The sequence below is a fragment of the Mesorhizobium intechi genome (assembly GCF_002879535.1).
Classification (GTDB): domain Bacteria; phylum Pseudomonadota; class Alphaproteobacteria; order Rhizobiales; family Rhizobiaceae; genus Mesorhizobium; species Mesorhizobium intechi.
Window position 1 is genome coordinate 1 of record NZ_PNOT02000319.1, and the last position, 21,028, is coordinate 21,028.

The 21,028-nt window shown below is 65.8% G+C and carries 23 protein-coding genes; 12 read left to right on the top strand and 11 right to left on the bottom strand.

The annotated features are described in order from the left end of the window. The coding region (locus tag C1D09_RS27025) for an ornithine cyclodeaminase family protein (RefSeq protein WP_143977112.1) at positions 1-945 on the bottom strand (945 nt) is incomplete at its 3' end. A gap of 201 nt (positions 946-1,146) precedes the next feature. On the opposite strand from C1D09_RS27025, the gene C1D09_RS27030 reads away from it, so the two are divergent. Continuing rightward, positions 1,147-1,560, top strand: a complete 414-nt coding sequence (locus C1D09_RS27030) for a DOPA 4,5-dioxygenase family protein (RefSeq protein WP_143977113.1) — start codon at positions 1,147-1,149, stop codon at positions 1,558-1,560. 50 nt (positions 1,561-1,610) lie between these two features. On the opposite strand, the gene C1D09_RS27035 is transcribed toward C1D09_RS27030, so the two are convergent. Together C1D09_RS27035 and C1D09_RS27040 are read right to left on the bottom strand one after the other, a co-directional pair. Next, the gene (locus C1D09_RS27035; protein ID WP_143977114.1) at positions 1,611-1,979 is read right to left on the bottom strand and encodes a response regulator; all 369 of its coding nucleotides are present in this window, start codon (positions 1,977-1,979) and stop codon (positions 1,611-1,613) included. A 16-nt stretch (positions 1,980-1,995) separates the two neighbouring features. After that, complete coding sequence (locus C1D09_RS27040) at positions 1,996-4,263, bottom strand: PAS domain S-box protein (RefSeq protein WP_208760435.1); 2,268 nt, start codon at positions 4,261-4,263, stop codon at positions 1,996-1,998. 397 nt (positions 4,264-4,660) lie between these two features. Between C1D09_RS27040 and C1D09_RS27045 the strand changes: the two genes are divergently transcribed. Continuing rightward, entirely contained in the window at positions 4,661-4,804 is a 144-nt protein-coding gene (locus C1D09_RS27045; RefSeq protein WP_143977116.1) for a hypothetical protein, read from the top strand. A 24-nt stretch (positions 4,805-4,828) separates the two neighbouring features. On the opposite strand, the gene C1D09_RS27050 is transcribed toward C1D09_RS27045, so the two are convergent. The 3 genes from C1D09_RS27050 to C1D09_RS27060 form a co-directional block, all read right to left on the bottom strand. Continuing rightward, the gene (locus tag C1D09_RS27050) at positions 4,829-7,042 is read right to left on the bottom strand and encodes a cation:proton antiporter domain-containing protein (RefSeq protein ID WP_143977133.1); all 2,214 of its coding nucleotides are present in this window, start codon (positions 7,040-7,042) and stop codon (positions 4,829-4,831) included. A 215-nt stretch (positions 7,043-7,257) separates the two neighbouring features. Further along, positions 7,258-7,950 carry a DUF2270 domain-containing protein gene (locus C1D09_RS27055; protein ID WP_143977117.1) on the bottom strand — a complete coding sequence of 231 codons (693 nt, stop codon included), beginning with the start codon at positions 7,948-7,950 and terminating at the stop codon, positions 7,258-7,260. An 81-nt stretch (positions 7,951-8,031) separates the two neighbouring features. Beyond that, entirely contained in the window at positions 8,032-9,255 is a 1,224-nt protein-coding gene (locus C1D09_RS27060; RefSeq protein ID WP_143977134.1) for an MFS transporter, read from the bottom strand. 97 nt (positions 9,256-9,352) lie between these two features. On the opposite strand from C1D09_RS27060, the gene C1D09_RS27065 reads away from it, so the two are divergent. The 10 genes from C1D09_RS27065 (at position 9,353) to C1D09_RS27110 (ending at position 15,404) form a co-directional block, all read left to right on the top strand. Beyond that, positions 9,353-10,261: a LysR family transcriptional regulator gene (locus tag C1D09_RS27065; protein WP_143977118.1), complete on the top strand. Its 909-nt coding sequence runs from the start codon at positions 9,353-9,355 to the stop codon at positions 10,259-10,261. Positions 10,262-10,542: 281 nt separating this feature from the next. Beyond that, positions 10,543-10,974 carry a hypothetical protein gene (locus C1D09_RS27070; protein WP_143977119.1) on the top strand — a complete coding sequence of 144 codons (432 nt, stop codon included), beginning with the start codon at positions 10,543-10,545 and terminating at the stop codon, positions 10,972-10,974. Beyond that, positions 10,971-11,708 (top strand): gamma-glutamylcyclotransferase, encoded by a 738-nt coding sequence (locus C1D09_RS27075; RefSeq protein WP_143977120.1) that lies wholly within the window; start codon positions 10,971-10,973, stop codon positions 11,706-11,708. Before C1D09_RS27070 ends, C1D09_RS27075 begins: the two co-directional genes overlap by 4 nt. Positions 11,709-11,803: 95 nt before the next feature. Further along, on the top strand, positions 11,804-12,127 hold the full coding sequence (locus tag C1D09_RS27080) for an ArsR/SmtB family transcription factor (protein ID WP_143977121.1): 324 nt from the start codon (positions 11,804-11,806) through the stop codon (positions 12,125-12,127). Further along, positions 12,124-12,555, top strand: a complete 432-nt coding sequence (locus tag C1D09_RS27085) for an SRPBCC family protein (protein ID WP_143977122.1) — start codon at positions 12,124-12,126, stop codon at positions 12,553-12,555. Before C1D09_RS27080 ends, C1D09_RS27085 begins: the two co-directional genes overlap by 4 nt. 133 nt (positions 12,556-12,688) lie before the next feature. Beyond that, positions 12,689-13,081, top strand: coding sequence for a VOC family protein (locus C1D09_RS27090; protein ID WP_143977123.1), 393 nt, complete (start codon positions 12,689-12,691; stop codon positions 13,079-13,081). A gap of 42 nt (positions 13,082-13,123) precedes the next feature. Beyond that, on the top strand, positions 13,124-13,345 hold the full coding sequence (locus tag C1D09_RS27095; protein ID WP_143977124.1) for a hypothetical protein: 222 nt from the start codon (positions 13,124-13,126) through the stop codon (positions 13,343-13,345). 9 nt (positions 13,346-13,354) lie between these two features. After that, positions 13,355-13,783, top strand: a complete 429-nt coding sequence (locus tag C1D09_RS27100; protein WP_143977125.1) for a DUF1801 domain-containing protein — start codon at positions 13,355-13,357, stop codon at positions 13,781-13,783. Between the two features lie 34 nt (positions 13,784-13,817). Continuing rightward, entirely contained in the window at positions 13,818-14,210 is a 393-nt protein-coding gene (locus tag C1D09_RS27105; RefSeq protein WP_143977126.1) for a DUF1801 domain-containing protein, read from the top strand. 99 nt (positions 14,211-14,309) lie between these two features. Next, positions 14,310-15,404 (top strand): acyltransferase family protein, encoded by a 1,095-nt coding sequence (locus tag C1D09_RS27110; protein WP_143977127.1) that lies wholly within the window; start codon positions 14,310-14,312, stop codon positions 15,402-15,404. A gap of 17 nt (positions 15,405-15,421) precedes the next feature. On the opposite strand, the gene C1D09_RS27115 is transcribed toward C1D09_RS27110, so the two are convergent. From C1D09_RS27115 to C1D09_RS27135, 5 genes are all read right to left on the bottom strand, one after another. Continuing rightward, positions 15,422-17,410, bottom strand: a complete 1,989-nt coding sequence (locus tag C1D09_RS27115) for a glycoside hydrolase family 127 protein (protein WP_143977128.1) — start codon at positions 17,408-17,410, stop codon at positions 15,422-15,424. Positions 17,411-17,431: 21 nt separating this feature from the next. Next, entirely contained in the window at positions 17,432-18,289 is an 858-nt protein-coding gene (locus tag C1D09_RS27120) for a carbohydrate ABC transporter permease (protein WP_143977129.1), read from the bottom strand. Continuing rightward, the gene (locus tag C1D09_RS27125) at positions 18,289-19,218 is read right to left on the bottom strand and encodes a carbohydrate ABC transporter permease (protein ID WP_143977130.1); all 930 of its coding nucleotides are present in this window, start codon (positions 19,216-19,218) and stop codon (positions 18,289-18,291) included. Before C1D09_RS27125 ends, C1D09_RS27120 begins: the two co-directional genes overlap by 1 nt. 336 nt (positions 19,219-19,554) lie before the next feature. After that, positions 19,555-20,802 (bottom strand): ABC transporter substrate-binding protein, encoded by a 1,248-nt coding sequence (locus C1D09_RS27130; RefSeq protein WP_143977131.1) that lies wholly within the window; start codon positions 20,800-20,802, stop codon positions 19,555-19,557. Between the two features lie 64 nt (positions 20,803-20,866). Continuing rightward, on the bottom strand, positions 20,867-21,028 hold a 162-nt coding region (locus C1D09_RS27135; RefSeq protein ID WP_143977132.1), incomplete at its 5' end, for a substrate-binding domain-containing protein.

Consider the following 21,028-nt stretch of genomic DNA (forward strand, 5'->3'; position numbering starts at 1 on the left):
CCCCACCGCCCGCGCCCGCACATACGCCAGCGCGGCCACCGCCAGATCCCCGACGGCCATCCCCCGGAACACAAACGCCGTCGCCTCGCCTGGGCTCTCCCGTCCCACGAAGTCGCCACACACCAGCCCCGTCAAATCTCCGGCCACCAGCGCCGGGTCGACCATGGGTTTGGGCATCTTTTTCTCCTGCTCCAGATCGTCGACGACGATGCGGTCGAAGCGGCGCAGCGTTGCAGGGAGCCAGGGCAGTGCGAGGTCGGTGATGGCGGTGAAGCTGCCTGGTTTCAGCCAGTTCGCGTCGAGGAACGGTTCGGGTTCCGGCACCAGGGTCACCGTCGACACCACCATGTCGGCGCCTTCCACCGCTTCCCTTGCCGTGTCGCAGGGGATGGCTTCCAGGCCGCGCGACCGGCCCAGTTCGCAAAGCGCGTCGCGATTGGCCTTGCCGCGACCGAAAGCGCGGATTTCGCGCAGGGGAAAGAGGTCGGCGAAGGCTTCGAGGTGGCCGCGCGCCTGCACCCCGCAGCCGATGAAGGCGACGGACGAGGCATCGGGCCTTGCCATGCGCCTGGCGGCGACGGCGCTCAAGGCGGCCGTGCGCTTGGCCGTCACCCAATTGCCGTCGACCAGCGCCAGCGGCAGGCCGGTCTCGGCGTCGAGCAGGGTTATCAGCGAGTTGATCGTGGCCAGCCCGCGCGCGGCGTTGCGCGGGTTCACCACCAGCGACTTGGTGGCCAGCACCGGCGGCACGGAGGCGACGCCGAGCGTCGCCATGAAGTAGCGGTCGTCGCCCGGCCACACGGCGGCCTTGGGCGCGCACCAGACTTCGCCCCGCCTCTGGCCTGATATCTGGCGTTCGATCTCGTCGACGATTTCAGGCGTGGAGATCGCCAGCCGGTCGAGGACCGCCGACGACAGATAGGGCAGGGTTTCGGCGCTGTTCATAGTGTCATCTTTCCAAGCAGAGCATCAGACTACACGATGTGCGCGGGGCCGAAAGCCTCGCGCCGCGAGCGGCGTGAGGGGATGCCTGGTCGGCCAGAACCGCGCCCGGCGTTTGCCGATCGTCCCGGCGGGTCGGGTGGCCTTGCTTAAACCCGCGTTCTTGGGCTGAATGGCGTGAGGCAGCCACGGGAGGGCATCGAGATGAGCCAGGACAGTCCACGGTCACTTGCCGAGATCGCCAGCTATCACGCCCATGTCTATTTCGACGGAGAGATCGAGCGCCGGCGCGCCGAATGGCTGCGGCTGCGCATCGCGGAACGGTTCCGCGTGCGCCTGGGCAATTGGCACGACAGACAGGTCGGCCCGCACGACCAGGCCATGTACCAGGTCTCCTTCGCGACGGGGATTTTCGGCGCGCTGGTTCCGTGGCTGATGCTGAACCATGGCGGCCTGAGCATCCTCATCCACCCGAACACGAGCAACCCCAAGCGCGACCATCTGGTCGATCCCATCTGGATCGGCCGCCCGCTGGCGGTGCATGGCGAGGTGCTGCCGGACGATCACGAGGCGGAAGAGGCGCTGGAGCCGAACACCGAGCCGACGCTGCCGGCGTAGGGTTTCCGCGGGCGGCGGCGACCTCCTGTCTCGGCAGGGCTGGCGGGTGCCTACCCCAGCAGACCCTGGATGGTCGCCGCCACGGCTTGCGGCGCGTAGGGCTTGGGCAGGAAGACGCCGCCGCTCGGCATGGCGTCCCGCGTCGGCTGCTGCTTGCCCGAGGTGATGATGATCTTGACCGGCGGCCAGCGGTCGCGGACCGCCGCGGACAGGCGCAGCCCGTCCATGGATCCGGGCATGTCGATGTCGGTGAACAGGATGGCGATGTCCTGCCGGCTTTCCAGGATGCGGATCGCCTGGTCGGCATTGCTCGCCTCCAGAACGTGGAACCCCGCCTCGCGCAGTTCGTCGGCGATTGCGAACAGCAGAAAGGCTTCGTCTTCGACGACAAGAACGGTGGCAGGGGTCTCATTGGTCATGGCACGCCCTATCTAGTCAGTACGGCGCTGTCGGCAATTGGGGTGCCGGTGCGTTCAGCACGCATTCGACGCCATCGGGGTGGTAGTCGATCTTGACCGCGCCGCCGAAATCGGTGCCGAAGACGCGCTCGATCAGGAAGCGGCCGAAGCCGCGCCGGCTCGGCGGCGTCACCGGCGGGCCGCCGCTTTCGCGCCAGCGCCAGATCAGCCGGATGTCGTCCGAACCGTCATGCGGTGGCTGCAGCGACCATTCGATCGACACCTTGCCTTCCGGGATCGACAGCGCGCCGTATTTCAACGCGTTGGTGGCCAGTTCGTTGACGGCGAGCGCCAGAGTCAGCGCCATCTTCGGGTTGATCGGCAGGGCGGGACCTGAAATCGAGATCTGTTCGGGCGGGAAGGTGGCGATGGTGTTGTCGACGACCTCGCGGATCGAGGCGCTGGTCCAGCGGGTCTTGTTCAGAATGTCATGGGCGTTGGCCAGCGCGCGCAGCCGCTCGTTGAAGGTGGCGCTCGCGGTGGCGATATCGGTGTTGCGCAGCGTCTGCGACGCGATGGCCGCGACCATCGCCAGGATGTTCTTGATGCGATGTTCGAGCTCGTGGGTCAGCAGTTCCTGACGCGCCTGCGCCTCGCGCCGGTCGGTGACGTCCTGCATGACGCCGAACATCTTGACCGGCTTGCCGGTCTCGTCATGGACGAAATCGATGTGGCGCGACAGCCAGCGCAATTCGCCGGTGTCGGGCCGCCGGATGCGGTATTCCACGGCGGGCACGGCGGTGCCGTCTTGCCGCGTCCGCGGGTTGGAGCGGACGTCCTTGTCCTCCGGAATGACGATGTTTTCCAGCACCGAGATGTGCACGCTGTCGCGCGGCGACAGACCCCACAGACCCCAGAAGCCCTCGGAACCGACCACGGTTCCGCTGGCGATGTCGAGTTCGAGGGCCGCGATGCCGGCGGCATTCTGCGACAGCTGCAAGCGGCGCTCGCTCTGCAGCAGGGCCTGGGCCGCCTGCTTCTGGTCGTCGATATCGGTGTTGGTGCCGATCCAGCGCAGTATCGCGCCGCCGGCGTCGCGGATCGGGACCGCGCGGGCAATGAACCAGCGATAGACGCCGTCGTGCCGCCGCAGCCGGAACTCGGTTTCGTAGAAGGTGCCGGTGGCCAGAACCTGCCGCCACTTTTCCCCGGCCGCGACGATGTCGTCGGGGTGCACGATGTCGGCCCAGTCATGGCCGTCGAGCTCGCCCGGTGTTGCACCGGAATAATCGTAGACGCGCGGGTTGAACCAGTCGAGCAGCCCGTCCGGCGTCGCCGTCCAGACGTGGTTGGGCATCGACTCGGCGAAGGTGCGGAACTGGCTCTCGCTCTGGCGCAGCGCCTGTTCGGCAAGCAGCCGGTCGGTGACGTCGACACCTTGCACGAAGATGCCGAAAACCTCGCCCGCCGGGTTGCGCACCGGCTGATAGACGAGGTCGATGAAGCGGTTCTCGATCGGCGCACCCGGCGTGCGCTGCAATTCGGTCTTCAGCGCGTAGCCGACGAATGCCTCGCCGGAGGTGAAAACCTGGTCGAGCAGCTCGAAAAAGCCCTGGCCTTCGATCTCGGGCAAAGCCTGGCGGATCGGCAGGCCGATGATGTCGCGGTGGCCGACGAGCTGCATGTAGGCGGCGTTGGTCAATTCGACCACGTGGCGCGGACCGGACAGCATGGCCATGAAGCCAGGCGCCTGTTCGAACATCTGGCGCTGGCGGTCGCGCTCGCCGGCGCGCCAGCGCTCGGCGGCAACCTTGGCGGTGGTCTCGATGACGATGGCGATGACGCCGGCCGGCTCGCCGCTTTCGTCTAGCACCGGTGAATAGTCGAGATCGAGCCACACCTGCTCCGGCCTGCCGGTGCGGTTGAGCGTCAGCATCTGATCGCGATAGGCGAGCGTACCGCCGCCGCCCAGGCAGACCTTCATGATGTTGTCGTTGAAGTCGGCCACTTCGGGCCAGCCTTCGCGCACTTTCGAGCCGAGCAATTGCGGATGGCGGCCGCCGGCAAATTCCGAATAGCCGTCATTGTAGATCATGACGCCGTCCTCGCCCCAAAGCATGACGATCGGCACCCTGGAACGCAGGATCAGCGAGACCGCCGTCTTCAGGCTCTGCGGCCAGACCTCGATCGGCCCGATCGAGGTCCGAGCCCAGTCGAAGGCCGCGATCAGGCCGCCGAGCTCTCCGCCGCCGGCGAGGAAGGCGTGACGACGATCTCCTATCGCGTGTGTACCGGTTGCTGGCATGGTGTCGTGGATCGGTCGCCGTTCTGTTCGGGTTTCGTCGGGTCGTCGCTGGATCTCAGGCATCGCCGTCAACGATCGTCGCCATCGGCCGTCACACGACACGTGACGTCGTGCCACCGGCCCGCCGCCGAACTTTCTCGCGTCAATGAGATTGTGATCATGCATGCCCCCGACGTCCAAAACCCGGGACGGGCCGATCGGTTCCCGAAGCGCGGAATTTTCCTTTGGATCAGGGCCTCGCCACGCAATGGTCGGCTATTCGATCGAATTTCTTTCCAACCCGTTAATTCGGCCATGTTGTGAATAAGCATCTGCTAATGCATGTCGGCCGGAACCGCGCGGCGGTCTTGGCATAAGGGCATGCGCAGAACTGATGGGTTTGGCGCGGGGGTACGCAATGACCAAGAATCTAGGCAACGCACGTTATGTGCCGCCCAAGGACACGAAAGTCTCTTTCTTGAGCAGGGCCGCACCGGCGCTGTTTCCGCTCGTCGTGGCGGCACTGGGCTACATGATCGGGCGACAGTTCTTCGGCCTGTAGGGTCCGATAGCCGAGCCGGAAGGATCATGTGCCGGTTTCCGCTGCCGTTCCCTCGGCATTGGCGTCGGCCCGCTTGGCGCGTTCGCTGGCCAGCAGCACGACCGGACAGGCGACCGCCGCGAGCACGGCTGTCGCGGTGTCGCCGAAGAACAGCTCCTCGCCCGGCCGTTGGGTGACACCCATGACCACCATCGCCGCCCCCTTGGCCACCTCCCTGGCGATCGCCCTGTCAGCCGTGGCCCGGGTGCGGATCGCGGTGTCGACGGCGACACCGTAGCGGTCCGCGAGATCGGCGACATCCTTGAGCACGGCTTCCTCGCGGCGGTGCGAAACCGTGCCGGGCCGGCCGCCATGCCTGGCTTGCGAGACATAGAGCGCCTTGACCCGAGCCCGGTGCGGCCGCGCCAGCGCCAGTGCGAAATCGGCGGCGCGGCGCGCGACCTCGGTGCCGTTGACGGGGACCAGTATCGTCGTTCCGGCGCGCAGCGCGGGCATCTTTCCATCGGCCTTGGCGCCGTTCAGCACCAGGCAGAGCGGGCCGTCGAAACCGCTGCTGATGTCCTTCAGCGCGTCACTGAAGGTGCCTTTGTCGGTCAGCGTGTTCTCCAGCCCGGCGAGCAGAAGCCCATAGCCCTTGCGGGCTTCCGCGGCGATTGACTCGGCGCTGGCCGCGAGCTCGGTGCGGGCTGTGAGATGGACCTTGTCGACAGGGGTGTCCTCGGCCTTGCTGACCGCCCTTGCACTCCTGGCGGCGCCCTTCTTGACCTCCCTCGACGCCCGCTCCGAACCTTTGTCGCCGACCTGCCCGGCGAGCTTGCCGTCCTGGAGATGAAGCAGCGTGGTCGGCATGCCGCTGCCGCCGCCGACCAGGCCCGCGAGATAGGCGGTGAACTTGCCGACCGGGCTGTCGTCGACCAGCAGCAGCAGGCGCTCCAGCCTGGACACGAAGCCGCGCTCGTCGAGCAGTTCGCGCTCGACGCGCTGCTTCTCGGCATGTCCAACCGGCAGGCGGCCGAGCGCCCAGCGCAGCATGGGCGGCATGGCGAGCGTGGTGATGACGGCCATGGTGACGATCATCGTGAACAGATTGTGGGACAGGATGTTCATCGACAGGCCGATGCTGGCGACGATGACCTCGGTCGAGCCGCGGGCGTTCATGGCGCTGCCGACGGCGGTGGCTTCCTTCAGTGACATGCCGGCCAGCCGGCCGCCGAGGAAGGCGCCGCCGAACTTGCCGATGCTGGCGATGGCGACCAGTGCCAGCGTCAGCAATGCCAGCGTCGGGTCGGTGAGCACGGTGAGGTCGGCCGACAGGCCGGCCATCCCGAAGAACACCGGCATGAACAGCGCTGTGATCAGGCCGCGCAGCTGGCTTTCTATGTGATCGGACAGGATCGGCGATTCCCCGACCAGTATGCCGGCGACGAAGGCGCCGAGCACCGTGTGGACGCCGATCAGGTTGGTGATCAGGGCCATCACGCCCATGATGATGAGGATGACCGTGATGACGGCATATTCGCTGCGGAAGGAGTCGTTGCTCCAGCGGATCAGCGTGAAGACAAGCCGGCGGCCGATGGTGAAGGAAAACACCATGAACAGCGCCACCTCGGCCACCGTGGCGATGAGCGGCAGGACCTGCAGGCTGCCGTTGGTGGCGATGCCGAAGGTCACCGCGATGATCAGCCAGCCGATCGTGTCCTCGATGATGGACGAGGAAATGATGACCTGGCCGAGATTGCGACGCATGAAGTTCATCTCGCGCACCACCATGGCGACGATCTTGACCGAGGAGATCGACAGCGCCGTGCCGAGGAACAGCCCGGCGACGACGCGTTGCCGCGGGTCGGGCAGCAGCGAGTCCGGCAGGAATTGCGCCAGCGCGAAGCCCAAGGCGAAAGGCACGACGACGCCGGTGACAGAGATCGAAAAACAGGCCGCCCCGACGCGGCGCACCAGGCGCAAATCCGTCTCCATGCCGGTCAGCAGCAGGAGCAGCAGGATGCCGAGTTGGGAGACGGCGTCGATCATGCCCTTCTGCGCCGGATCGCTGGAGAAGATCAGGTGCTGGGCGTCGGGCCAGATCCAGCCGAACAGCGAGGGCCCGAGCAGGATGCCGCCGATCAGCTGGCCCATGATCGCCGGCTGGCCGTGGCGCTGGAAGATTTCACCGAGGCCGCGGCCGACCAGCAGGAGAAGCACGATCTCCGCGACGAACAGGCCCTCGGCCGAGCCGCCCATGCCCGAGGCATGTCCGGGCGCCGGGGCGGCGAAGGCGCGGCTTGCCGCCGCAACGGCCAAGGTGGCCAGCGCGAGCGTAGCCGTGATGCGGCCTGACATCGTTGCCGGTTGCCGGTTCATGGGATCCCTCAAACGTCGCGGCGGACTGCCCATGACAACGCGTGGACGGCCTTTGCGTTGCAGCCGCCGGTTCCCGGAATTGGAAGTTGTCGAGGTCAGACGTGGACGTCGCCGAAGGCGAGTTCACCGTCGTCCCCGGCCGCGAACAGGACGATGCCGAGCAGCCCGACATAGAATGCCGCCACGATCCCGACGATGGCGACGCCGGGAATGGGACCAAGCGCGGCCCCGTCGATCGCCTCGCGCAGCGAGCCGACGAAGCCGGTCCTGATACCCACGGTTTGCAGGCTGGGCGTCGATATTTTCAGCACCCAGGCCAAGAGCAGGATGAGGAAAAGGTAGATGTAATTTCGGCGCAGGCGCCGCGCCAGCGCGGCGCGTTGCGACAGCAGGAACTTCGGCGCGCGCAGGCCTTCGCCGACGATGAGCAGCCAATCCGAGGCGAAGTCGGGCTGCGGCGAGAAGATCTGCGCGAAATAGTGACGCTCGAACTGGCGCACGCGGGCGCGGTAGAAGTCGAAGAAGCGGTAGCGGCGCGCCTCGATCCACAAAAGCAGCAGGATCAGCAGCATGGCGAACAACAGCACGCCATGATGCGCGCTGGCCGTCGACAGCGAAACCGAGAGCATGGCCGCCACGACGGTGATCGCCCAGTTGGTGGTCCTGTCGAGCCGATCGCGCCAGCCCGCCATGCGCGCGATCTCGGCGCGGTGGAAATGCGACAGCGTGTTCACGCGCTCCGTCGATGAAAGGACGGGACCCGCGGGCGTCGCCGACGCATCGTTCATGGCATCCTCCGGCAAGGACTAAAACAGGTTGCCGGCGACATGGTTCCCTCGGTCACTTGGCGTGACTTCAGGAATGCCCGGTCATTCCGGTCCGCCGATCCAGTCGACCAGCAGGGCGGCGGCGCCAAAGACCGTGCCGATGGCGCATACGCAAGTCCACCCGCCCCAACTCCAGGCAACTCCGGCCAGCAGTGAGCCGATGGCGCCGCCGACGAAGAAGATGCCGACGAACAGGCCGTTGAGCCGGCCGCGGGCCTCGGGCTGAAGCAGGTTGACGGCACGGCGGCCGAGCGTCTGGTCGCCGGTGACGCCGATGTCGAGCAGCACGGCGCCGACACCCATCGGAACAAGCGCCTGCCATGACGCACCGGACGGAGAGGCGCCGGCCCAGGCGGCGAGCGCCATGGCGCCGATCAGCACGAGGTGACAGGCGATGGTGGCGGATCGCGTCCAGCCATGGTCGCCGGCGCGGCCGAACAAGGGCGTGGCCAGGGCGCCGCCGGCGCCGACCAGCGCGAAGAGCGCAATGCCGCGCTGGCCAAGGCCGAAAGGCGGCTGTACGAGACGCAAGGCGATCGCCGTCCAGAACAGGCTGAACGCCGCCATCACCAGCGCCGCCGTCAGCGCACGCCGCCGCAGCACCGGCTCGTCGCGCAGCAGCCCGAACAGTGAGGCAATCAGCGCGCCGTAGGACGAAGTTGCTTGCGGGCGCCGCTGCGGCAAGCTGGAGCCGAGCACCCCGGCGAGCAGGACGAGCGCGGTGGCACTGAGGCCGTAGAAGGCGCGCCAACCCCAGGCGTCGGCGACGAGGCTGGCCAGCGGCCGGGCCAGCAGGATGCCGATCATCAGCCCGCTCATCACATCGCCGATGACCCGGCCGGCCTCGCCGGGCGGCGCCATCGACGCGGCGATCGGGACCAGGACCTGGATCGCCGAGCAGGCTGCGCCCAGGACGAACAGGACGACCAGCAGCGAGGCGATGGTGGGTGCGAAGACGGCGACGCCGGCCGCAAGGGCCGCCGTCAGGAGCATGCGCAGGATCAAAGCGCGGTTCTCGGCGAGATCGGCCATCGGCACCAGGAAGAACAGGCCGGCGGCATAGCCGAGCAGCGTGGCCATGGCGACGAGGCCGACGCTGGCGGCGCCGGCGCCGAGCGACGGGCCGATCAGCCCGACCAGCGTCTGCGGCGCGAACAGATTGGTGACGATGATGCCGGTGGACGCGGCGAAGAGCAGCGTCTGCGGGCCGGTGATGGTGCCGGCGGGCAGCCGCTCGCACAGCTGGCCGTCATGGGTGTCGGGCATAGTGTCCTCAGCAAGTTGCATATCGTGCGAGGACTTTATGCCAAAGCTTTATCATGCTACAATTCAATCAATTCGATAATGATTATGCGAGATGTGCATGAACATCCATGACCTCGAAGCCTTCATCGCCGTTGTGGAAACCGGCTCGATCGTCGGCGCCTCGGCCAGGCTCAACCTGACGCAGCCGGGCGTCACGCGCCGCATCCAGAATCTGGAGGATGGGCTGGCGACAGCACTTCTCGACCGCCAGTCGAAGCCGCTTAAGCCGACGGCGTCCGGGCGCGAGGCCTATGAACACGGAAGGCGGGTGCTGCGCTCGCTGGAGGATCTCAGGGCGGGCGTGTCGCCGCAAGGCGAGGTCAAGGGCGAGTTCCGCCTGGGCGTCATGCCCTATCTCTCCGACGCGGCACTTGCGCGGCCGCTCGACACCCTGCGAGCCGCATTTCCGCGGCTGACGCTGCGCATCACCTCGGGCTGGTCGCCAAGGCTGGTGGAGCAGGTGGCGCGCAGCGAGCTCGACGCCGCGGCGGTGTGCCTCGCCGAAGGCCTGGCGCCGCCTGACGAACTGGCCTGCGACGATCTCGGCGCGCAATCGGTGCTGCTGGTCGCGTCCCCCGGCCTCGGCGTGCCGAAGCCGGCGAGGCTCGCCGACCTGTCGCGCTTTGCCTGGGTGATGAACGAAAACGGCTGCGGCTTTCGCGCCTTCATCCGCCAGAGTTTCGAGGCGGCAAGGCTGCCGTTCCAGGTCGGCGTGGAGGCGCTCAGCGTCGATCTCAGAATGTCCCTGGTGGCGCGCGGCCATGGCATCGGCATCGTCACGCCCGGCGCCTTCGCCGACAGCCGCTGGCGCGACAAGGTGGAGGTCATCGACTGTCCCGACTTCAAACCGCAAGTGCGCGCCTGGCTGCTGCACCGCCCGCCCGCCGGACGGCTGGCCCGCCCGATGGCGCTGTTTCGGGATGCGCTGATGGACGGGCTGAAGGTGCCGGCGCCGCTGGAGTCATGAGCTGGTGGCCAGTTGTCGTGAGAAGGACTGCCAATAGGGTGACCACGCCCGGGGGAGGGTGCCGTGTCGGTCAACATCTGCGTGTATCGGGGCCCAGGCAACGCCCTCTCGGCGAGTTGGTCCCGCAAGCCGGAGCGCATTTTCGTGTTGTGGCGAAAGCCGACCCCGGGGTTCGCCCGTTGGGCGCCCATGGGCCGGTCAATCAGGCAGGCGATGTGGTCCGAGCCTGTCGCTACGTCGTTGCCAGAGGTTTGCGACGCGTCGTCCTTGATGGAGAAGGAATGAAGGTCGCGGTGCCACCCGCTTCTGCTCACCTTGTTGACAAGCCCCTTCTTGCCCAACACCTTCAGCCGATGCGGAACTGCTGGCCAGACATCGTCGCTTCCATTCGAGACAGGCGCTTGAACGCAGCCGATCCGTTCGCTTCAGCGTTCGGCGGTGTGGAGACGCTTGCCGCCTTCATCGCGAGCGGTCCCTTGCGTTCTACTCTTTACGGGTGGACTTCGATGTTCGACCCATGCATCCAGCAGGTCGATGTTGAGCCCTATTCCGGACCCCATCTGATGGTGACGCCGCTGCATTGCGGCCGGATCGAATTCCGATATGTCGATACGGCGATCGCGCAAAGACAATGGCACCGGGAGACGACACCCGATGCCGTTGTGCCGCGGTTCGTCCGCTTCATGGATCAACTCGGATGGATGCGGGGATGAGCCAGACAGCTAAAGGCGTCACGGCGCCGCGCAGGTCCGCACCGCGCAAGGCACCCATGGCGCTGACCGAGGCGCTGGTGGCGCGGACCATGCGGGTGGTCGCGGATGCCGGGCCGACGCCAGGCATGATCCATATGCTGGATGCCGACTATGCGCGGGTTCGCGACGAGATCCTGGCCTCGGCACCGCCGGGGCCGCTGAAGCTGTTCGCCTATGGCTCGCTGCTGTGGAAGCCGGCAGGCGAGGTCCGGGGTGGCGAACGCGCGGTGGCGCGGGGCTGGCACCGGTCGTTCTGCTTCACGGTACAGCGCTTTCGCGGCACGCTCGAGCAGCCCGGCCTGATGATGGCGCTCGACCTCGGCGGCCAGTGCAAGGGTATGGTGTTCGAGATCGCCGAGCCGGTCGCCGACAATCTGGAGGCGCTGCTGCGCCGGGAAATGACCATCCTGCCCGCCGTCAACGTGCCGCGCTGGCTGAGGGTCAGGACCGGGGGCGGAGAGGGCCTGGCGCTGGGCTTCGTCGTCGATCCAGCCAACCCGCGCTATGCCGGCAAGCTGGACAAGCGGGCGGTCGCGGCGACGCTGGCCAGGGCCGTCGGCCACTGGGGCTCGGGCGCGCAATATCTGTTCGAGACGATCCGCCACCTCGACGCCTGCGGCATACGCGACCGCAATTTGTGGCAGTTGCAGGAGCTGGTGGCGCAGGAGATCGGCCGCACCCATGCGGCTCCCTAGCCCGGCGATATTTCGAGCGCTCCAATCTTCCGCTTGACGAACATATATCCCTGTGGTTATACGTCAACCAATAGCCAACGGGTTATCGATCTGAGATGCCGGATACCCATGACATGCTCTTCAGGACGCTCGCCGACCCGACCAGGCGGGCGATCTTCGAACGGCTGTGCCGCCAGGGCGAGCAGACGGTGGGGGCGCTGACGAGCCAGTCCGGCGTGTCGCAGCCGGCGGTGTCGAAGCATCTGGGCGTCCTCAAGCAGGCCGGTCTGGTGCGCGATCGCCATGAAGGCCGCCAGACGCACTACAGCGCGCAGCTTAGCGCGCTGGCGCCGCTGATGGACTGGACACGCCAGATGGCCGGGTTCTGGGAGAGCCGGTTCGATGATCTCGAGGATTTGCTCAAAAGGATGGACCAGTGAACGCCAGTGCCACTGAAAACCGCACTGTCGTCGTCGAGCGGCAGATTTCCCATCCGCCGGAAAAACTCTGGCGGGCGCTGACGCAACCGCATCTGATCGAGGAGTGGCTGATGAAGAACGATTTCAAGCCTGCCGTCGGCCACCGCTTCAACATCAGCGCCGATTGGGGCGGCGTGCTCGACTGCGAGGTATTGGCCGTCGAGCCGAACAAGACGCTGTCCTATACCTGGAACCTTGCACACCAGGATCCGGCCTTCAATCTGCAAAGCGTGGTGACCTTCACGCTCACCCCGACACCAACCGGAACGCATCTGCGCATGGAGCAATCCGGCTTCCGGCCGGAGCAGCGGCGCGCCTATGGCGGCGCCAAGATGGGCTGGCCGCAATTCTTCGAGAAGCTGGAGCAGCTTCTCGACCGGACGGATTAGACTCGTTGTTTTGACGCAATTCCGGGCGGAAAACCGTTTCACACTTTTCCTGGAATTGCTCCGCCGGCCGATCGAACCCGACACCTGACTTCACCGGGCGGCCCACCGCCAGCAAAACCTATGGAGAAAGACGATGAAGATCAAACTGACCAGCATCTATGTCGACGACCAGGAAAAGGCGCTTGCCTTCTACACCGGTGTGCTTGGCCTGACCAGGAAGGCCGATTTCAGCAACGGACCGTTCCGCTGGCTGACGGTCGCCTCGCCGGACGAACCCGAGGGCACCGAGTTGCAACTGGCGCTCAATGACCAGCCGGCCGCCAAGGCCTATCAGCAGGCAATGTTCGAGCAGGGCCAGCCGGCCGTGATGTTCTTCACCGATGACATCAAGGGCGATCATGAGCGCATCAAGGCGCGCGGCGGCACGTTCGCCATGGCGCCGACCGAGGTGACCGGCTCGACCATCGCCAAGCTCAACGACGGCTGCGGCAATCTCATCCAGATCACCGAGCTGGCGCGCTGGTAGCAGGGCCCGACTGGTTTCATGCATTCTTCACGGGAGGTCATCTTGGACTGGAGCAAATGGATCAGGCAAGCGCATCGCTGGCTGTCGATCATCTTCACGGCGACCGTCGTCGCCAATTTCGTCACCATGGCGTTTGGACAGCCGCCCGCCTGGGTGGTTTATTCGCCACTGCCGCCGCTCTTCCTTATGCTGTTCAGCGGCCTCTATATGTTCGTGCTGCCCTATGTCGCGAAAGGACGCGGCGCGCAGCGGGCCAACGGATAAGGAAAGCGCATGGCCAAGTCGACCCCGACCAAAGCTGAGCCGAAGCTGCTCTCCGGCGGCAATCCCCAGATCGCCAAGGGCTATGGCGATGCTCCGGTGCAGGCCTATATCGCGGCCATGCCGGGCTGGAAACGCGAGATGGGCGCACGGCTGGACGCGCTTATCGAGCGAGCCGTACCTGGCGTGCACAAGGCGGTCAAATGGAATTCGCCGCTCTATGGTATCGAAGGCGAAGGCTGGTTCCTCGGCGTCCATTGCTTCACCAGATACATAAAGGTGGCCTTCTTTCGCGGCATGTCGTTGACGCCGGTGCCGCCGGGCGAATCCAGAAGCAGGGACACGCGCTACCTCGACATTCACGAGGACGACGCGTTCGACGAGGCGCAATTCAGCGCCTGGGTAAAGCAGGCCAGCCAATTGCCTGGCGAGCGCATGTGAGCGCTCTATTGTTCATGTCTTGAGGAGAGATAGCATGACCGGATCGCAGGGGAGCAAATCTCCCTCCGAACTGATCGACGGCAGGATCACGGAACTCGGCGACTGGCGCGGCGAGATGCTCGCCCGGCTGCGAGCGCTCATCCATCAGGCCGATCCCGACGTGGTCGAGACATGGAAGTGGCGCGGGGTTCCTGTGTGGGAGCATGATGGCATGATCTGCACCGGCGAGACCTACAAGAGCGTCGTCAAGCTGACCTTCGCCAAGGGCGCGGCGCTGCCCGACCCCGCGCGCCTGTTCAACTCCAGTCTCGAAGGCAATACGCGGCGGGCGATCGATTTTCAGAAGGGTGAGGAGGTCGACGAAGAGGCGTTGAAGGCGCTGGTGCGGGCTGCCGTGGCTTTCAACAAGTCGAAGGCCAAGCGCTAGGCGCTGCCAGCCGACCGTGTTTACGATCTGGGAAGCTTGATGGTGCTAGATGTCGCCGGATGATGGCTGGCCGCTTGGCCGGCCCCGGATGGATTTGCCATGAACAGCCCGATGCGCATGCCGTGGGTGGACACGGCCAAAGGCCTCTCGATCATCCTCGTGGTCATGATGTACGCGGCCTACAACACTGGCGAATATACGGGCGGCGTCGGCTTCCTGCACTATGTCATCGGCTTCGCGACGCCGTTCCGCATGCCGGAATTCTTCCTGATCTCCGGCCTGTTCCTGTCGCAAGTGATCGACCGGCCGTGGCAGCGCTATGTCGACCGGCGCGTCGTCCACTATCTCTATTTCTACGTGCTGTGGGCGATCATCTCGATCGGGCTGAAGATCGGCATCTTCAGCCGCGATCCCGCCGGCATGCTGCACGATCTGGTAATGGCGGTCGTCCAGCCCTATGGCGTGCTGTGGTTCATCTACATGCTGGCGGTGTTAGGCCTTGCCGCCAAGCTCTTGCGGCAGTTCCGCGTGCCCGCCTGGATCGTCATCCCGATCGCCGCAGGACTGCAGATGTGGGCGCCGCGTCCGGACAGCTATGCGGTCGAACAATTCGCGGCCTATTTCGTGTTCTTCTATGTCGGCTTCGTCATGGCGCCGCTGGTGTTCCGGCTTGTCGAATGGACGCAACCCCGCCCGATGCTTGCCGTCGCCGGTCTGCTCTTGTGGGCTGTCGTCAACGGCCTGCTCGTCTATTCGCCGGGCTATGCCATGCAGCCGGTCGGCATGCAGATGGGTCTGGCGGCATGGCCGCCGCTGCATCTCACCTTGGCCGTTGCCGGCGCCGTGGCGCTCTGCGTGCTTGGCGGCTTCCTGTCGACGTTCCCTGTCATGGAATGGCTGCGCTGGCTCGGCGAACATTCGCTGGTCGTCTATGTCGCCTTCACCATTCCGATGTCGCTCTTCCGCGGTGCGGCACTGGCAAGCGGCCTGCTGACAGATACCGGCTTGCTCAGCCTGGCGGTGCTGCTGGTCTCGCTCATCAGCCCAGTCGTGCTCTACCTCATCATCCAGCGGGTGGGCTTCGGCATGTTCCTGTTCGAGCGCCCGGCCTGGGCGCATATCGACAACACCGCGCCGCAAACGGCATCGGGCGCGGCGCTGCCGGCGGCCGCCGCCCCGTCAAGCCGGACGTAGTCGACCAGCGGGAAGCCTCAGCCGTCCCGCAGCCACACCAGCATCTCGCCCGGTTCACGATTGTCCCAGGCGTAATAGGGGATGGCGGTCAGGCGCGTCTCGACGCTGGCCGGCGGTTCACGTCGGTAGAGGCCATCCTGCCAGCCGTCGCCGGCATCGGCTCGCGCCTTGGCTGAAAGCGTCACCACGCCGCCCAGCAGTTCTGGCGCCTCATGTGCCTCTATGTCTGCCGTGCGCGGCAGGGTCAGGCGGTGCAGTCGGCTGTCATTGTCCGAAGCCTCGACGCAGTAGATCAGCGGCCCGCGCGACAGCGCGACGCGGCCGGCATCCTGCCGGACCTCAGGATTGGCGTAGAGCCGCTCGATCGGCATTTCGAGGTCGAGCCGGACACGGTCGCCCTTCTTCCAGGCGCGGCGGATCGCGGCATAACCGTCGCTGGTGATGTCTTCGAGATCGACCGCCTCGCCATTGATCTGCAGCGTGGCGCTGCTGCTCCATGCCGGCACGCGCAGATGCAGCGTGAACTCCACAGGCGCCTGCGGTTCGATCGTGATCTCGACGGCGCCGTCCCAGGGATAGCGGCTCGCCTGCGTGAGCCGCACCGGCGTGCCAGCAATGTCGAAGCGGGCGGTGGAGTCGCCGTAGAGGTGAATGGCAAGCGCATCGTCCGCCAGGCTGTAGAAATAGCTGCCGATCGAGGCGACCATGCGCCCGACGTTGGGCGGGCAGCAGGGGCAGCGGTGCCATTTCCACCTGTTGTGCCGGCCCCGGCTTTCCAGCGGATTTTCGTAGAAGAACAGCGAGCCGTCGAGCGACAGGCCGGAGATGGAGCCATTGTAGAGCGCGCGCTCCATCAGGTCGGCATAGCGGGCGTTCGGCCCCATGCCGAGCATGCGGCTTGCCCAGAAAACCAGGCCTACGGCAGCGCAGGTCTCGGCATAGGCGCTCTCATTGGGCAGGTCGTAGTCGCTGGTGAAGCCCTCATTGTGCGCCGACGGGCCGAGCCCGCCGGTGATGTAGAGGTTTTTCGTGGTGAGGTCGTCCCACAGCCGGTCGAGCGCGACACGCAGGCTGTCGTCGCCATATTCGGTGGCGATGTCGGCCATGCCGGAATAGAGGTACATGGCCCGCACAGCGTGGCCGACGACCTTGTCCTGCTCGCGCACCGGCCGGTGCGACTGGCTGTATTCATAGGTCTTGAAATGATAGGCCCTGGGGTCGGCGCCACGGGCGCGCGCCTCCTCGTCGAAATAATGCGGCTCGACGCCACGCTGGTCGATGAAGTACTTCGCCAGATCCATGTATTTCCGCTCGCCCGTCACCCGTGCCAGCTTGACCAGCGCCAGTTCGATCTCCTCGTGGCCGCAATAGCCCTTCTTCTTGCCGGGCTCGGGTCCCAGCACAGAGGCAATGTGGTCGGCATAGCGGCACATGATGTCGAGCAGCTTGCGCTTGCCGGTCGCCTGGTAGTAGGCGACCGCGCCCTCGATCAGGTGGCCGGCGCAATAGAGCTCGTGGCAGTCGCGCAGGTTTGTCCAGCGCTTGCCAGGCTGGATGCGCTGGTACCAGCTGGAGAGATAGCCGTCCTCCTGCTGCAGCCTGCCGTACATGTCGATGACGGCGTCGATCTTCTTCTCCAGCCCCGGGTTCTTGCGCCGGTAGAGCGAATAGGCGGCGGTCTCGATCGTCTTGCCGAGATCGGAATCCCAGAACATCTGCGTCGTCACCGTCGAGCCGGTGAATTCGGCGCCCTGGCGGTCCGCTTCATCGGGCGAGGGCGAGTGGAAGGGGATGACGATGCCGGGCGAGGGGCGGTCCGGATCGATCTGCTCCAGCATGCGCGCCTCGACGCAGCGATCGTAGAGGATGTCGGCGGTGCGGGTCGCCACCGCGTCGGCGCGGTCGCCCCAGAAGCCTTGCACATCGACCTGCGGCACCGGCAGCGGCCGGAAGGCGAGTTTCGGCTTCTTCTTCGTGGCAGGGCGGAGGGATGGCGATGCGGTCATGAACTCACTCCATTCAGTCTGCTATTTGACGGCCCCGGCCATCAGGCCGCGGATGTAGAAGCGTTGCAAAGCCAGGAACAGGATGAGGCACGGCACCATCATCACGGTGACGCCCGCCTGCACGGCGCCCCAGTCGATGGCGCCGAAGCGGCCCGACTGCAGCGCCGTCATCATCACCGGCAACGTGAACTTGGACTGGTCGGTCATCAACACCAGGGCGGCGAGGAATTCGTTCCAGGCGCCAAGGAAGGCGAACAGCGCGATGGTGACGACGCCCGGCCAGACCAGCGGCAGCATCACCCTCAAAAGCATGGTGGCGTTGCCTGCGCCGTCCATGCGCGCGGCTTCCTCGATCTCGCGCGGCACCGCGTCGAAGGCGTTGCGCATCATGAAGATCGAGAACGGCAATTGCAGCGTCACATAGACGCCGACCAGGCCGGTCAGCGTGTTGTGCAGGCCAAGCTTGGTCAGCACCAGGAAGATCGGCGTCAGGATCGACTGGAACGGGATCATGATCGTCGACAGGATGAGGACGAAGAACAGGTCCTTGAACGGAAAGCGGAAGCGCGAAAAGCCGTAGCCGGCCAGCACGCTGACGACGACCGACAGCAGGACGGTCATGACGGAGACATAGATGCTGTTCTGCGCCGAGGCCCACAGCCCGTCGCCGAAGGAGTTGAGCGTGGCATAGTTTTCCAGCGAGAAGCCCGTGGTCGGCCATGGCGGCAGCGGCGGCAGGCGCGCTTCGGCCGCCGGCTTGAAGGCCGACAGCGCCGTCCACACGATCGGCGCGACGAACAACACCGAGGCGATGATGCCGGTGGAGTGCCTGGCGAGGCGGGCGGCGAACTTGCCCCTGGCTGATATTGCCTGCGCCATCAGTCGAGCCCCTCGGGCTTGCGCAACAGCCAGAGCTGGATGAGGCTGAGCGCCACCAGGATGACCAGGAGCACCATGGAGAGTGCCGCGCCATAGCCCAGCTTGAACGACACGAAGGACTGGTTGAAGATCCAGTAGACCGCCGTCAGCGTCTGGTTGCGCGGGCCGCCGCGCAGGATGATGTAGAACTGGTCGAAGGCGAGGATCGAGCCCGCGACCGACAGGATCAGCGCCAGCGCCAGCGTGCGGCGCATCAGCGGCAGCGTGATCGCCCGGAAGCGCGCGAACGGCCCGGCGCCGTCGATGACGGCGGCCTCCTGCAGATCCTGCGGGATCGATTGCAGGCCGGTCATCAGGATGATCATGGTGAAGCCTGCCACCTTCCACACCACCATGGCGATGATCGACCAGAAGGCTGGCTGGAAGGTGGCGAGCAGGTTGAACTTCTTGTCGATCAGGCCGAGGTCGTAGGCGGCCGGACTGAACAGGCCGGAATCGACGTTGAGCAGCCATGACCAGAGCAGGCTCGCCGAGGCGAAGCCGACCACCGCCGGCATGAAGAAGAAGGTGCGGTAGAGGTTGGTCAGCGGCCGCGGTTTTTCGATGAAGATCGCCAAGGGAAAGGCGATGGCAAAGATCGCAATGGTGACGATCACCGTGTAGTAGCCGGTGAATTTGAGCGCGTTCCAGAACCTGGTGTCGCGCAGGATCGCCCAGTAATTGTCGAGGCCGATGAAGGCGTGCTCGCCCATCAGCGGCCAGTTGTGCAGCGACATCCACGCCGTCATGCCGAGCGGGATGACGAAGAACACCAGGACCAGCGCCACCGCCGGCGCGACATAGATGAGGCCGATCCATTGCCGCCGCCCGGCGCCGACGCGTTTTCGGGCTCTGGGCGGGGCGGTGGTGCTGGCGATGATGGTGGTCATGACAGGGCGCCTACTTTTCCTTCTCGCCTTTTGCGAGAAGGTGGATCGGCGCGTGGCGCCGAGACGGACGAGGGGTACGCCAAGGAACGAGGCCGCGGTGATTTCGAACTTGTCGCCAAGCTGCAGCACCGCTCATGAGACCTCGTTTCGCGAGGCCACCTTCTCCCGCAAGGGGAGAACGGAGAGCCCGCGTGCCGGCGCCTCAAACTGGCCACTGCGGTTCGGCCGGCGAGCCAAGTGTGTGGATGCTTTCTCAACGCGATAGCCCTGCCGTTGGCGATGCAAGATTGCCGGCCGCCCGCCCAGGGAGACAGGCGGGCGGCCGGCAGGCGGCCGCTACTTCTGCGGCGCCTGGTCGATGATCGACTGCATGGTCTCCTGCGCGTTGGCGATGGCGCCATCGACATCGTCGCCGAAGAAGACCTCGTTGATCATCTGCGTCCACGGGCCATTGGCGGAGTTGATCAGATCGTTGAACACCACCGAATAGGGCGTCCTGCCCTTGGCCATGGCTTCGGCGGCGATCTGGTAGCGCGGATCGAGATCCTTCAGCGCATCCTTGGCGATGTCGCCGCGCACCGGCAGGCTGCCATATTTGGCGAGGATGGTCTGGCCTTCCAGCGAATAGGCGAAGTCGAGGAACTCCTTCACCACGGCGAGCTTCTTGGTGCCCTTGGTGACGACGAAATTGTCGCCGCCGGCGAAGGACGACCAGCCGCCATCCTTGCCCGGCAGGAAGGTGACACCGTAATCGACATTGGGATACTGGGTGTTGAGCGCGCCGATGGCGAAGGCGCCGGAGGGCGAGATGCCGATATTGCCGGCGGCGAAGGCGGCAAAGAAGTTGGCGCCGGTATCGGTCTGCGCGCCGGCCGGCACCAGATCCTTCTTGACCATGGAGCGGTAGAGATCGATGGCGCCGCGCAATTGCGGGCTGTCCAGCGTCGCCTTGGAGCCGTCTTCGCTGAGGATGTCGCCGCCCGAGGCCCAGATCAGCGGGGTGAAGGTGAAGATGTTGCAGCCGCCGCAATTGCCGGAGAAGTAGAAACCCTTGATGTTGCCGCCAAGCGCGTTGACCTTCTCGGCGTCGGCGGCGATCTCGGCCCAGTTGGCGGGACCTTTTTCAGGGTCGAGGCCGGCCTGCTTGAACAGCTTCTTGTTCCAGATCAGCACCGAGGCGTCGGCCGAGAAGGGGAGGCCGTAAATGTGGTCCTTGTAGGTCCCCGTCTTGACATGCGCCGGCGACAGGCTGGCGAAATAGGGGAGGGACTTGGCCCAGTCGGTGATGTCCTCCAATTGGCCGGCGGCGGCGAAGGAGGGCGTGTAGATCAGGTCGAGCGACAGCGCGTCAGGCGCCGTGCCGCCGGCGGCGGCGGCGCCATATTTCGGGATGATCTCGGCATTGGGGATGATGTCGAGCTTGATCTGGTCCTTATGCGCCTTGTTGTAGGCGTCGACGATGCGCGGCATGAAATTCGAACCGTCGGCGCGCACCCAGATGTTGGCGGTGTCGGCGGCGGCAGCGCCGAGACCACTGCCCAGCACGGCAGCGGCCAGGGCCAGTTTGGCAATCACGTTCCTCATGTTCTCCTCCTCCAAGGATCGGCCGCGGTGCGCGGCTTGGCACCGGTCGCGCGGCGCTGCGTTTTCAGCCGCCCGGTGGGCGGCCACAGGACTGACGCACCACCAGCCGGCACGGCAGTTTTCGAATGCCCGGCGCGGCGGGCTGACCGCCGACCAGGGAAAGCAGGGTGAGCCCGGCCTCGCGCCCGAGGGCGACCAGGTTCATGTCGACCGAGGTCAGCGGCGG